This window comes from Ruegeria sp. AL11, assembly GCF_056540865.1.
In genome coordinates this window covers 345266-358859 of record NZ_JBQFXO010000002.1, presented here as the reverse complement: position 1 = coordinate 358859, position 13594 = coordinate 345266, and the positions used below count along the sequence as shown (strand labels likewise).

11 protein-coding genes and 1 pseudogene are annotated in these 13594 nt (G+C 60.4%); 10 read left to right on the top strand and 2 right to left on the bottom strand.

Features of this window, described 5'->3' with window-relative positions; all coding sequences use genetic code 11:
* The first annotated feature begins 30 nt into the window (after positions 1 to 30).
* The 9 genes and pseudogenes from ACR0IP_RS05475 (at position 31) to ACR0IP_RS05435 (ending at position 11168) form a co-directional block, all read left to right on the top strand.
* Positions 31 to 1539, top strand: a complete 1509-nt coding sequence (locus tag ACR0IP_RS05475; RefSeq protein ID WP_170689587.1) for a PAS-domain containing protein — start codon at positions 31 to 33, stop codon at positions 1537 to 1539.
* 41 nt (positions 1540 to 1580) lie between these two features.
* Positions 1581 to 2054, top strand: coding sequence for a tRNA (adenosine(37)-N6)-threonylcarbamoyltransferase complex ATPase subunit type 1 TsaE (gene tsaE / locus ACR0IP_RS05470; RefSeq protein ID WP_480524264.1), 474 nt, complete (start codon positions 1581 to 1583; stop codon positions 2052 to 2054).
* Entirely contained in the window at positions 2051 to 3055 is a 1005-nt protein-coding gene (locus ACR0IP_RS05465; protein WP_480524262.1) for an aminoglycoside phosphotransferase family protein, read from the top strand. The genes tsaE and ACR0IP_RS05465 overlap by 4 nt, the downstream gene beginning before the upstream one ends.
* The gene (locus tag ACR0IP_RS05460; protein ID WP_480524261.1) at positions 3052 to 3738 is read left to right on the top strand and encodes a nucleotidyltransferase family protein; all 687 of its coding nucleotides are present in this window, start codon (positions 3052 to 3054) and stop codon (positions 3736 to 3738) included. Before ACR0IP_RS05465 ends, ACR0IP_RS05460 begins: the two co-directional genes overlap by 4 nt.
* Entirely contained in the window at positions 3731 to 6655 is a 2925-nt protein-coding gene (gene addB / locus ACR0IP_RS05455) for a double-strand break repair protein AddB (protein WP_480524259.1), read from the top strand. The genes ACR0IP_RS05460 and addB overlap by 8 nt, the downstream gene beginning before the upstream one ends.
* Complete coding sequence (gene addA / locus ACR0IP_RS05450) at positions 6652 to 10011, top strand: double-strand break repair helicase AddA (protein ID WP_480524257.1); 3360 nt, start codon at positions 6652 to 6654, stop codon at positions 10009 to 10011. Before addB ends, addA begins: the two co-directional genes overlap by 4 nt.
* A gap of 39 nt (positions 10012 to 10050) precedes the next feature.
* Positions 10051 to 10392: pseudogene (gene trxA / locus ACR0IP_RS05445) on the top strand (thioredoxin); the annotation flags it as partial.
* 66 nt (positions 10393 to 10458) lie between these two features.
* Positions 10459 to 10809 (top strand): Lin0512 family protein, encoded by a 351-nt coding sequence (locus tag ACR0IP_RS05440; RefSeq protein ID WP_480524255.1) that lies wholly within the window; start codon positions 10459 to 10461, stop codon positions 10807 to 10809.
* Complete coding sequence (locus ACR0IP_RS05435) at positions 10806 to 11168, top strand: Lin0512 family protein (protein WP_425084050.1); 363 nt, start codon at positions 10806 to 10808, stop codon at positions 11166 to 11168. The genes ACR0IP_RS05440 and ACR0IP_RS05435 overlap by 4 nt, the downstream gene beginning before the upstream one ends.
* A 58-nt stretch (positions 11169 to 11226) precedes the next feature.
* Here the strand turns inward: ACR0IP_RS05435 and ACR0IP_RS05430 are convergent, their stop codons facing one another.
* A complete protein-coding gene (locus ACR0IP_RS05430; protein ID WP_170380185.1) occupies positions 11227 to 11421 on the bottom strand; it encodes a DUF1127 domain-containing protein in 195 nt (64 codons plus the stop codon).
* Between the two features lie 197 nt (positions 11422 to 11618).
* On the opposite strand from ACR0IP_RS05430, the gene hslV reads away from it, so the two are divergent.
* Complete coding sequence (gene hslV, locus ACR0IP_RS05425) at positions 11619 to 12170, top strand: ATP-dependent protease subunit HslV (RefSeq protein ID WP_480524253.1); 552 nt, start codon at positions 11619 to 11621, stop codon at positions 12168 to 12170.
* Between the two features lie 95 nt (positions 12171 to 12265).
* Here the strand turns inward: hslV and ACR0IP_RS05420 are convergent, their stop codons facing one another.
* Positions 12266 to 13507: an MFS transporter gene (locus tag ACR0IP_RS05420; RefSeq protein ID WP_480524251.1), complete on the bottom strand. Its 1242-nt coding sequence runs from the start codon at positions 13505 to 13507 to the stop codon at positions 12266 to 12268.
* Positions 13508 to 13594: the final 87 nt, after the last annotated feature.

The following is a 13594-nucleotide window of genomic DNA, read 5'->3' as shown; positions in this document are numbered from 1 at the left end:
GTCGGGGTTCCGTAGCCGTAAGAGGAGAAGATGGCAGACTGGATCATTCTGGCCGCGATCAGCCTAGTCTCGTGCTGTTTTGCGGTCATGTGGCTGCTGCCGCGTCGTGCCCGGCGAGACAACAGCTATGGCATGTTCACGGCAAGTTCCTTGTTCGACGCCGTTTTTTTGTTCGATGGCGACCGCCTGATCAGCCACTCTGACATAGCGCTCGCCGGTTTTGAACATGTCGCGGATTGGAACGATCTTCGACGCTTGTTGCAGCGTGATTTCCCCACCTTCCCGGAAACACCCGATCTCGTGCGCGATCAGGGCAATCTGGTTGTCTCAGCCATCGACTGCACGGTTGAGCGTGAGGTTTTGTGCGAATGGATCGACGGGATCGTTCGGATTCAACTGCACGAACCGACGAGAGAAAAGAAAACCAAGCTTCGGGATCCGAATGATCCGATCCGACTGGCGATGGATCAGGCACCCTATCCGGTCTGGCTGCTGGATCAGAACGCAAGCGTGCGCTGGTGCAACGCGGCCTATGTCGCCCTTGTCCGCAAGGCGCGCGGGCTGGATGCCGACCTGACCCTGCCCCTGTTCCCGGACACCGGGGCCGAGCCGCGGCGCGGCGGGAAATCCCGCGTCTCGATCGACGTGACAGGAAGTGAAAGCAAATTGTGGTTTGATTTGACCCAGGTGGACCATGCGGAAGGCCGCCTGTTCTATGCGGTCGATATCAATGCGATTGTGCAGGCTGAAACCGCCCAGCGAAAATTCGTGCAGACGATGACCAAGACCTTTGCGCAGCTGTCGATCGGCTTGGCTATTTTCGACCGCAACCGTCAACTGGCCCTATTCAACCCGGCGCTGATCGACCTGACCACCCTGCCGCCGGATTTCCTCAGCTGCCGTCCCAATATCTCCAGCTTTTTTGACCGGCTGCGGGATCAGCACATGATGCCCGAGCCCAAAAACTATCGGTCATGGCGCAACCAGATGAACGATTTGCTCGAGGCGGCCGAGGACGGGAACTATCAGGAGACATGGTCCCTGCCCTCGGGCTCGGTCTATTCCGTCAGCGGCCGCCCGCATCCTGACGGGGCTGTTGCATTTCTGTTCGAAGACATCACCGCCGAGATCACCCTGACCCGGCGCTTTCGGTCCGAGATGGACCTAATGCAATCGATCCTCGACAAGCTGGCCGACGCAATCGCGGTCTTCTCCGAGGACGGCACATTGGCCCTGACCAACTACGCCTACCAGCGGCTTTGGGGAACCCAGGAAGAGGCCGGATTTCAAAATGAGACGGTGACCGACGTCACGCGCATCTGGCAGGATCATTGCGTCGCCACTCCGGTCCTGGGTGAGATCCGCGATTTCGTGGATATGCGCGATGACCGCACCGAATGGAGCGCCGAGATCCGGATGCGCGACGGCACCGCGCTGGACTGTACCGTCATGCCCATGCAGAACGGTGCCACGATCGTGCGCTTTGCGACGGCAAGCAATTCTCTGACCGCCGAACCCATGGCCCAGATCAGCGCCTGAACCGGGTTGCAGCCGCTGGGGCGCAGGTCCATTGTGGCGCCATGACTTCGGCACCTGCTACCCTCACCCTGCAAAGCCCTCAGGACACCGCAGATTTTGCGGCGCGTCTTGGCGCGACCCTGAGACCTGCGGATGTGTTGCTGTTGCAAGGTGAGATCGGCAGCGGCAAGACCCACTTTGCCCGTAGTCTCATCCAATCACTGATGAACCCGCCCGAGGATGTGCCCTCGCCCACCTTCACACTGGTGCAGGCCTATGACACGCAGATCGGCGAGATTTGGCATTGTGACCTCTACCGGCTGACCTCCGTGGATGAAGTTGACGAGCTAGGCCTGACCGAAGCCTTCGACACGGCGCTATGCCTTGTGGAATGGCCCGACAAACTTGGGCCGCTGACCCCCGACACCGCATTGACGCTTGCCTTCCAAACCGACCCGGTTGAAACCGAGACACGCCACCTGACCCTGTCTTGGTCTGATCCGAAATGGCTTGGAAAACTGGAGAATGCTCTATGACTGATCGTACTGTGCTGGCCGAGGCCCTGATTGCACAGACGCCATGGGCCAATGCTACGCGCGCGCCTCTGGCCGGGGATGCCTCGAACCGCAGGTATGAGCGTCTGACAGATCCGGCGACCGGTCGCACGGCGGTTCTGATGGACGCCCCGCCGGATCGCGGAGAGGATGTCGAACCCTTCGTCCGGATCGCGAACCATCTGCGCGCGGTGGGCCTCAGCGCGCCCGAGATTTACGCCGAGGACAATCAGAACGGGTTTCTGGTGCTGGAGGATCTGGGCGATGATCTGTTTTCACGCGTTCTGACCAAGGACCCGAGCCAGGAACGCCTCTTATATGAGGCAGCGACGGATGTTCTTCTGCACCTGCATGAGGCCCCGATCCTGCCCTTGCCCTCATACGATCCCACGTTGATGACTGAGCTGGCCGCTCTGGCCTTTACCAAATACGCGCAGGCCATTCTGGGCGACCACGATGCAGACGCGAGAGAGAGGTTCGAGCTACGCTTTGCCGATATCCTGCTGCAGGAGACTTCGGGCACCAAAGTCGTCGTTCAGCGGGACTACCACGCCGAAAACCTGATCTGGCTGCCAGAGCGTGACGGTGTGCAGCGCGTCGGGCTTCTGGATTTCCAACTGGCGATGCTGGGGCACCCGGCCTATGATCTGGTCTCGCTCTTGCAGGATGTGCGGCGGACCGTGCCGACCGGAATCGAAATGCAGATGGTCAATCGCTATATCGCGGCCTCTGGCATGGATGACCATGACTTCCGCACCGCCTACAGCGTTCTCGGCGCGCAACGAAACCTGCGTATTCTTGGTGTTTTTGCCCGGTTGGCCACGGATTATGGCAAGCCACATTACGTCGATCTGATCCCTGCCACATGGGCGCATCTGATGCGCGATCTGGAGCATCCCGCGCTGATCCCGGTTGCCAACATCCTGCGCGACGCCCTTCCCGAGCCAACTGCGGAAAACCTTGCAAGGCTGAAAGCATCATGAGTCAATCCCCCGATGCCGTGATGCTGTTTGCCGCCGGGTTCGGCACCCGGATGGGTGCGCTGACCAAGGACCGGCCTAAACCTCTGATCGAGGTCGCCGGGCGCCCGCTGATCGACCACGCGCTTGCGCTGGTGGATGCCGTTCATCCGTCCCGTGTGGTTGCAAACCTCCACTATCACGCCGATCAGTTGCGGGCTCACCTAGCGCCCAAAGGCATCCTACTTTCCCATGAAACGCCTGAGATTCTGGAAACTGGCGGCGGTTTGCGGGCGGCTTTGCCTCTGCTTGGTACAGGTCCGGTTTTCACTATGAACACCGATGCGATCTGGACCGGTCCCAACCCACTGAGCCTGCTGCAAGAGGCATGGGACCCGGACCGGATGGATGCGCTTTTGATGTGCGTCCCGATTGGTCAAACCATCGGGCATGCGGGCGAAGGGGATTTTACCGCTGATGCCGACGGCCGGATCACGCGCGGGCCGGGTCTGGTGTATGGCGGCGTTCAGATTCTGAAAACCGACGGGCTGCAGCACGTCGCTGAACAGGCGTTTTCGCTAAACCTGTTGTGGAACCAGATGCACGACCGCAACCGCCTGTTTGCGCTGGAGTATCCCGGTCGTTGGTGCGATGTCGGACGCCCCGAAGGGATCGCTCTGGCTGAGGGGATGCTGGCGGATGTTTGACTCCAGCGCTCATCCACGGGTGTTCGCCGTTCCTCCGGGTACGGATTTTCCCAAAGCGCTGGTTGCCGGGCTGCAGCAGCGTGCCTCTGGCCCTCCGCACGCGCTCGCCCGTGTGCAATTGGTGGTCAACACACGCCGGATGGCCCGGCGGGTGCGCGACCTGTTCGATCAGGGGCCGCCCTGCCTGTTGCCTCGACTTTCTCTGGTTACCGATCTGGGCGAAAGCGTTGATCTGGCACAGATTCCACCCGCAATCCCCCCGCTGAGAAGGCGGTTGGAGCTAACCCAGCTGATCTCAAAACTGCTCGACCAGCAGCCTGATCTGGCTGCAAGGGCCTCGCTGTTTGACCTGTCCGACAGCCTGGCCGCCTTGATTGATGAGATGCAGGGTGAGGGCGTGTCGCCCGACGCGATCCGCCAATTGGATGTCAACGATATGTCCGGCCATTGGGCTCGCGCACAGGCGTTTATCGGCATCGCGGACCATTTTGTCGATGCAAGCGATCAGGCGATGGACGCACAGGCGCGGCAACGTCGTGTGGTCGAAAACCTGATCGACCGCTGGCAGGAGGCTCCGCCACAACATCCCGTCATTTTGGCCGGTTCGACCGGATCGCGCGGTACCACGCTGATGCTGATGCAAGCTGTCGCGCGCCTGCCACAAGGGGCCTTGATCCTGCCGGGCTATGATTTCGACCAGCCGCGCGCCGTTTGGGACCGTCTGGACGAGGCGCTGACCTCTGAGGATCACCCGCAGTACCGGTTCCGCCAATTGATGCGAGAGCTGGGATTAGATCCTGACCAGATCCTGCCCTGGACGGATGAACAACCGCCCTCACCCGCGCGTAACCGGTTGGTTTCGCTCGCTTTGCGACCTGCCCCCATCACCGACGCGTGGATGTCCGAAGGTCCACGTCTGACCGAGTTGGACCAGGCCACGCGCGACCTGACACTGGTCGAGGCGGACTCACCCCGGTCCGAGGCCCTCGCCATCGCTCTTCGACTACGGCAGGCGACTGAAACGGGCCAGACCGCCGCCCTGATCACACCTGACCGAATGCTGACCCGGCAGGTCAGCGCGGCATTGGATCGCTGGAACATCCTACCCGATGATAGCGCTGGTCTGCCGCTGCAACTGTCTCCACCCGGCCGGTTTCTGCGGCATGTCGCGGGCCTTTTTGCGCGCCGTCTGGAGGGCGAGGCGCTGCTGACCCTGCTGAAACATCCTCTGTGCCATGACGGGGGAGAACGCGGGGCCCATCTGCTGCATACCCGCGATCTGGAACTGGACCTGCGCCGCCATGGCCCTCCATTCCCGGACCAAACCAGCCTGACCGCTTCCGCGATCCGCACCGAAGCGCCCGAAGGATGGGTAAGCTGGGTCAGCGCGCATTTCTGCGATCAGCACATCACCGGGGAACTCCCCCTGTCCGAATGGGTTGACCGATTGCTGTCTCTGGCCAAGGCGATCTCGGCCGGACATTCGGGCGATCAAGGCACCTTGTGGGACAAGAACGCAGGTCTGAAGGCCCTGTCTGTCTTGACCAATCTGCGGGATGAGGCGCATCACGGCGGCCCTATGACCGCGCATGACTTCGCGGATCTGCTGGGCGCGCTTCTGGCCGGAGAAGAGGTCCGCGACCGCGACGCCCCGCACCCGCATATCATGATCTGGGGCACCCTCGAGGCGCGCGTGCAAGGTGCGGATCTGTTGGTCCTCGGCGGTTTGAACGAGGGCAGCTGGCCCGAAGCCCCAGCGCCAGACCCATGGCTGAATCGCCAGATGCGCGACAAGGCGGGATTGTTGCTGCCCGAACGGCGGATTGGGCTTTCGGCGCATGACTTCCAACAGGCCATCGGCGCGCCCGAGGTCTGGCTGACCCGCGCCACCCGCTCGGACGATGCGGAAACCGTGCCTTCGCGCTGGCTTAACCGTCTGACGAACCTGTTGCAGGGCCTGCCCGACCAAGGCGGCCAGACAGCGCTATCAGATATGCGCGCGCGGGGTCGAACCTATCTGAACTGGGCCAAAACACTGGAGCAAGCCCCTCGGATAAAGGCAGCGCATCGGCCCTCGCCCAGACCTCCGGTCACCGCTCGACCGCGCCGCCTTTCGGTCACCGAGATCAAGCGCCTGATCCGCGATCCATACGCGATTTACGCCAAACATGTGCTGCGTCTGAAACCGCTCGATCCAATGGTGCAGGCCCCCGATGACTTGCTGCGCGGGATCGTGATCCATGAAATACTAGAACATTTCGTCAAGGACAGCGTGCTGGATACCGCCTTGCTGACCCGCGAAAACTTCCTGAAACGCGCACATGACCTGCTAGAAACACACGTCGCCTGGCCGACCGCCCGCAAACTGTGGCTGGCGCGGCTGGAACGGATCGCCGACGACTTTCTGAGTGCCGAGGTCAATCGCCGGGGCGACGGTGGCCCGGTGGCGTTTGAGGCCGCGATGAAACTGGTGTTGGAGCCTCTGGATTTCACCATCGCCGGACGTGCCGACCGGATCGATTGCAACAGCCGAGGCGCGTTGCGGATTGTGGATTACAAAACCGGCGCGCCTCCGACCGAAAGCCAGCAGGCCAAGTTCGACAAACAACTGCTGATCGAAGCCGCCATGGCCGAGCAGGGCGCCATCGAAGGAATCGACCCCACCGACGTGGCCGAGGCGATCTTCATCGGTATGGGCGGCAGTTACAAAGAGGTCGAGGCTCCGCTGGCAAAAGAACCCACCGACAAGGTGCTGGCTGAGCTGAAAGAGCTGATTTCTGCTTATTTAGAGCCTGATCAGGGCTTCTCATCCCGCCGCATGCTACTCAAGGACACCGATGTCGGCGACTACGATCATCTGGCCCGGTTCGGCGAATGGGACCGCACCGCCGAAACCCTCCCTGAGGACCTGACATGAGCGCGCGGAACGACGCCACCGAGCGGCAAGTGCAGGCCGCGCGCCCCGATGCCTCGACCTGGTTGGCGGCGAATGCCGGGTCGGGCAAGACCCGCGTGCTGACCGACCGCGTGGCGCGGCTGCTGCTGAGCGGGGTGCAGCCGCAGCACATTCTCTGCCTGACCTATACCAAGGCTGCCGCCAGCGAGATGCAGAACCGGCTGTTCAAGCGGCTTGGGGAGTGGGCGATGCTGGGGGACGCGCCGTTGCTGGCGCAGCTGACGGTTCTGGGCGTCGAAGGCGCAATCGACTCGGACCGACTTGCGCAGGCCCGCACCCTGTTTGCCCGCGCGATAGAAACGCCGGGTGGGTTGAAAATCCAGACCATCCACTCTTTCTGCGCCTCACTGCTGCGCCGTTTCCCGCTTGAGGCCGGTGTCAGCCCTCAATTTGCCGAAATGGAGGACCGCGCCGCCGCATTGCTGCGCGAAGAGATCATCGAGGATTTCGCCGAGGGCCCTCAGGCCGGTTTGATCGAGGATATTGCGCGGTTCATCACTGATACCGGGTTCGACAGGCTGACCGCAGCAGTGACTCAAAAGCGGAACCTGTTCGCGCAGCCCTTGCAGCGCTCGGACCTGCTGCAGCGATTTGGCCTGCCAGAGGGCTTTGACGACGACACCCTTGCGGGGCAGGTGTTTCTAGGCGGTGAGGTTGATCTGATCCAATCCATGTTGCCTGCGCTGATCGAAAGCGGCGGCAACAACGCCAAGGCCGCCGCAAAACTCGCAGCGTTCACCGAGGCAAAACTGACCCATCTGCCAACGCTGGAAGGCGTCTTGCTTACGGGCAAAGGAGCGAAAGAGCCGTTCACCGCCAAGATCAACGGCTTCCCGACCAAAGCCCTGCGCGAAGGCACTCTGGCGGACCGCATGCCACAGCTGGAATCGCTGATGTTGCGGGTTGAGGTTGCGCGCGAACAACGGCTGGCTCTGGTCGCTGCGCAAAAAACCACCGTTTTGCATCGCTTCGCTGCAGCCTTCCTGCCGGAATATGAACGCCGTAAGCAGCTGCGAGGGTGGCTGGACTTTGACGATCTGATCCTCCGCGCGCGGCAGGTGCTGAACGACCCGGCGGTGGCCGAATGGGTTTTGTACCGGTTGGACGGCGGCATCGACCACATTCTGGTAGACGAGGCGCAGGACACCAGCCCGGACCAATGGGACGTGGTGGAAAAGCTGGCGCAAGAATTCACCAGCGGGGAAGGGGCCCGATCCGAGGTTGAGCGCACGATCTTTGTGGTCGGCGACAAGAAACAGTCGATCTATTCCTTCCAGGGCGCCGACCCTCAGGCCTTCGACCGGATGCAGGCGGAGTTTGGGCGGAAGCTGGAAGAATCAGGCTCTAAACTGTGGGATTCGACGCTTGAGTACTCATTCCGATCCTCCGGCGCGATCCTATCACTGGTTGATCTGCTGTTTGAAAATCAGGCCGAGGCTGGGTTTCACAAGGAAAGCCAGCACCGTGCGTTCAAGGCGGACCTGCCGGGACGCGTGGACCTCTGGCCCGTGGTGGAAAAGGTCGAAGATGACGAGGATGGCGATTGGACCGATCCGGTGGATCGGCCCGGGTCGCGCCATCACACAACTGTTCTGGCCGAGCAGGTGGCGCAGTCGATCAAGCGCATGATCGACACCGGGGCTACCATTCCCGAAGACGGTCAAACGCCCGGCACATTCGTGCGCCGCAGGGTGCAGCCGGGGGATTTCCTGATCCTGGTCCAGCGCCGCTCAGACCTGTTTGCCGAGATCATCCGCGCCTGCAAAGCCCTGCATCTTCCCATTGCCGGGGCCGACCGTTTGAAAGTCGGCGCCGAGCTGGCCGTGAAGGATCTGGCCGCATTGCTGAGCTTTCTGGCCACGCCCGAAGACAACCTGTCGCTGGCGACGGTCTTGAAATCCCCTCTGTTCGGTTGGTCCGAGCAGGCTCTGTTTGATCTGGCCCATCGCCGGCAAGAGAAATTCCTGTGGGCCGCGCTGCGCAATCGCTCGGACGCGTTTCCCGAAACGCTTGCGACCCTCAACGATCTGCGCGGACAGATCGACTTTCTGAGGCCCTATGACCTGATCGAACGCATCCTGACCCGCCATGACGGGCGGCGAAAGCTGTTGGGGCGGCTGGGGGCCGAGGCCGAGGATGGGATCAACGCGCTGCTCTCGCAGGCTTTGGCTTATGAGCGAACCGATATTCCCAGCCTGACCGGCTTTCTGGTCTGGATGCAGACCGACGATCTGGAGATTAAACGCCAGATGAGCGGCGTGGGTAACATGATCCGCGTGATGACCGTGCATGGCTCAAAAGGATTGGAAGCGCCGATCGTGATCCTGCCGGATACCGGCAAACGGCAGGCCCCACGCGATGCCGAGATCATGGTGGCTGATGGAACGCCCCTGTGGAAGGTTCCCGCCGATGTCTCGCCCAAGCTGATCTCAACTGCCCGCGAAGAGGCACGAAACCGCGAGGAAAATGAGCGCTTTCGACTGCTATATGTGGCTCTAACACGGGCAGAAAAGTGGTTGATCGTTGCGGCAGCTGGGGATGTCGGGAAGGATGGAACCAGCTGGTATCAGATGGTCGAGGCCGCGATGGAGCGCGCGGGCGCGATACAGATAGAGGGGTCGCTGACACGGCGACTGGCCCATGGCGATTGGGAGGGATTGCCGCTGGTTGAACGTAGCGAACGCGCCGAGCCAAGTCAGGAGCTGCCCGCGTACTTCCAGCATCCCGCCGAGGATCCGCCCTCAGAACCGGAAACCCTCAGCCCCTCAGACCTTGGTGGGGCAAAGGCGCTGCCGGGTGATGTGGGGCAGGATGAAGAGGCCGCAAAGCTGCGCGGCACCCGATTGCACTTGCTGCTGGAACATCTTCCCAGCGCGTCTCGGGAAGATTGGCCTATGCTGTGCGCTCGGGTTCTACCCGATATGCAAGATCAGGCGAGGGCCGAGTTGTTGTCTGAGGTCACCAACGTCCTGACAGCGGATCACCTGAAACCAGTCTTCGCGTCGGATGCGCTGGCCGAGGTCCCCGTTTCAGCCGAACTGAACGGAAGGCGGATGCATGGTGTCATCGACCGGCTGATCATAACGGATACCGAAGTGCATGTGATTGATTTTAAAACAAATGCCACGGTGTCCGACGAGGCTGAATCGTGCCCCGAAGGCCTGTTGCGGCAGATGGGGGCCTATGCGCAGGCGTTAAGTCAGATTTACCCGGACAAAACCATTCGTACCGCCATCCTGTGGACGCGGACGGCCGCGTTGATGTGGCTGCCACACGATCTTGTGACGCAATCGCTGACCCGCGCCCAGATATCTTGACCTTACCCAACGCGGCACCTACGTTCCTTTCCCGAGTTTACCCCATTCAGGAGACAGAATATGTCGACCGTAGCCGTTACCGACGATACCTTTGATGCCGAAGTCAAGAACTCGACCGTTCCCGTGGTTGTGGACTTCTGGGCGGAATGGTGTGGTCCTTGCAAACAGATCGGCCCCGCACTGGAAGAACTGGCCGCTGAGTATGGCGACAAGGTGAAAATCGCCAAGGTGGACGTGGACAGCAACCCGAACGCAGCCGCTGCGATGGGCGTGCGCGGCATCCCCGCACTGTTCATCTTCAAGGACGGTCAGGTTGTCTCGAACCGCGCGGGCGCTGCTCCCAAAGCCGCGCTGCAAAGCTGGATCGACGAATCCATCTGATCCGGATTGGAATGCGATTGATCAAAGGCGCCCCGAATCGGGCGCCTTTTTTGACCGGAGGCTTTGATGGCAAAAACACGAGTACTTGTGGAATTTGGTATGGGCACGTCCCTGCGGCGTGAGGCTTATACTGAGGCCGCCTTGCGCGCGATCAAGGATGCGCTGTGGCACAACTCGGTCAATATGGCTGAGCTGTTCGATTTTCCCAAAGAGGCTATGATCATTGATGCCGAGATCGGCGTGCAGCAACCCGATAAAGTGGACCGCGAGGCGCTGAAGGCCGTGTTCCCATACGGTCAGCCGAACATCACGATCACCCGCGGTGGGCTAGACATCGAGAAACCGCATGCCGAAGGCCACACGGTGATCGCAAACGCCGCCATCGTCGTCTCATTCGATATGGAGCCCGCGGCATGAGTGAGAAACGTATCATTCTTGAGATGGGCACCGGCAACGACCTCTACGGTCAGGACTATACCAAGGCCGCACAGCGGGCGGTGCAGGACGCGCTGCATCATTCCTCGATTACTCTGTTCTCGCGCTTGGGCGTGGACCACAAAGAGATGCGCGTCGTGGTGACGATTGGCGTGCATCAGCCCGAGGCCGTGGATTGCGATCTGGTTGCGCAGGATCTGCCGCGGGGCAGGGCCGAGGTGCGGGCTGTGTTTGGTGGGCTGGACGTCGAGGATAGCGATGCAGGCACCCGTCACGTTATCGCAACCGCAGCGGTTGAGGCCTATCTGCCTGATATGTCGGGGAAATACAGGCTAGTATGAAAAAGAAAAAGCCGCTCGGACGAGCGGCTCATCTTTACTACGGCTGATCTGAAACGGATCAGATGGTGATGATGTCTTTGCGGGTCAGACCGATATCTTCCAGCTGAGCGTCGCTCAGTTGCGACAACGCCTTGCGTGTCTTACGAGTTTCGTTCCACTCAACCGCTTTTTCGAAAGCCACAGTGAACGCGTCCACTACGTGCAGGATGGTAGCTGCTCCGAGCGGCGCAGTGTTTTGTGCAGTATTTGCCATTTGCGCAGTCCTTCAAACTGAAACAGCCGACCCAATGTCGGTTGTAAGCCTCATGTAGTGCAGGGGTCTGAGTCTCACAATTGCCAGTCTGGTAGACCCGATCTGCGTTTCTTGCATATCTTTTGGGCAGTTTGTGAACAGTTGCGTTGGCGCTGGCTCCGGCCCATATAGGGTCCCAGTGATGAACGGAGGCCCTGATGGCAGACAGCGATTTTCCCGGTTGGCATGGCACAACGATCATTGGCGTCAAGAAAGACGGCCAGGTGGTGATTGCCGGCGACGGACAGGTCAGCCTGGGCCAGACCGTGATCAAGGGCACCGCCCGCAAGGTCCGCCGCTTGTCACCCGGTGGATTCGAGGTCGTGGCAGGCTTTGCCGGATCGACGGCGGATGCGTTCACTCTGCTCGAGCGGCTGGAGGCCAAGCTTGAGGCCACCCCCGGCCAACTGGCCCGCGCCTCGGTCGAGCTGGCCAAGGATTGGCGAACCGACAAATACCTGCAAAAGCTCGAAGCGATGCTGATCGTCACCGATGGCAAGGACTTGCTGGTGATCACCGGGGCAGGGGACGTGCTCGAGCCGGAACACAACGTGGCCGCCATCGGATCGGGCGGCAACTTCGCCCTCGCCGCTGCGCGCGCGATGATGGACAGCGGCAAGCCCGCCGAAACGGTTGCACGCGAAGCCATGGCGATTGCCGCTGATATCTGCGTCTATACCAACGGCAACCTTACGGTCGAGACAATCTAGGGCGTTCTGAGTTTCACCAAAAAACTATATCGAAATGCGCGCTCGAACGAAAAGAGAGGCAGAGTATTTCGATTCAAATCAAACGCAATACTGCCTCAAGCTAGAAGCGCCTTGATCTCTTTCCCTTTCCAGCGGCGGTGCATTTCGATCAGGCCGAAGATCGCGGCGATGATCACGATGTAGTAGGGCACGCGGATGTCGATGCTCATCAGCCCGCCGCCGATCAGAGACATGATCCCTCCGGCCAGGCAGAAGACTGCGGTGGTCACGCCCATGACCCAACCCTGATCCGCCTCACTGACGCTGGATGAAAACAAACCCAAAAGGGTTGGGTATGAAACACCGAAAAAGAAGTAGAAGAAGAAAACCGGAATGTAACTCAACGCGCCGCTGGGGCTGAAAGCAAAGGCAAGCCCGCAGATCACCATCGTGATCAGTGAGACATAGATGATCACGTGCTTGCTGAACCTCTCTTGCGCGGGTTTCACAAGGAAGGTGCTGGAAAAGGCCAGTGCAAAGCCGATGACGACCATGGCCATGCTGCCTCCGATCACGCCATAGCCGAACCGGCTGGTCAGGAAATTGTCGACAAACACATAGAAGGTGACGTTGGCGATCATGAAGAACGAATAGACCGGCAGAATTTTCAGAACCATCGGATGGCCGCGCACGGCGATCAGGCTGTCGGTGATATCGCGCGGACGAAAAACAAAGGGCGCGCGTTCGCTACGGGTGTCCTTGAAGAAAGCCAACACGAGGAAAATGGCGATCAGCACCAGAACAAAGGCGCCATAGAAGGGTGTCCTGAGCGTGGCAAAACTACCCAACAGGGCGGAATCCGACAGTACGGCGCCGATGATCGGCCCTCCGACAAGGCCAAAGCTGACGCCGGTCACGATATACCCCATATTGCGGTCACGATCGGCAGCATCGGTGCTACCGTCAATCATCGCCGCTTGAGCGATGGGCTGATTGCCAGCCGTAAAGCCAGTGATCGACCGGCCCAGGATTAGCAGCAACAGACTGTCAAGATAGAGTGAAGCGATGGTAATGGCGTAGCCTGCCAGTGCTCCGCCGAGACAAACCAGAAGCGCGTTCTTGCGCCCGATTGAATCCGAGACCTTCGAGACGTAAACAACCCCCAGAAACCACGACAGGAAGAAACACCCGATCACCAGCCCATAATAGAAATGGCGACGTCCATCGGGTGTGCCTTCAGGCAGAAACCCGGATTTCGTCTCCATGATCAGAGAGTTGATGATCGGAAAGACAAGCCCCTGTCCGATCAGGTCCACAAACACCACAAACAACAGGGTGATTTTGGCAATCTTGGTCATGAAAAACGCCCCCGGTTCCAATAACTTGGGACGAGTGTAGCAGACAGTTGTGCTGTTACCTAACAGTGTGTCAGAGGCCGGAGAACC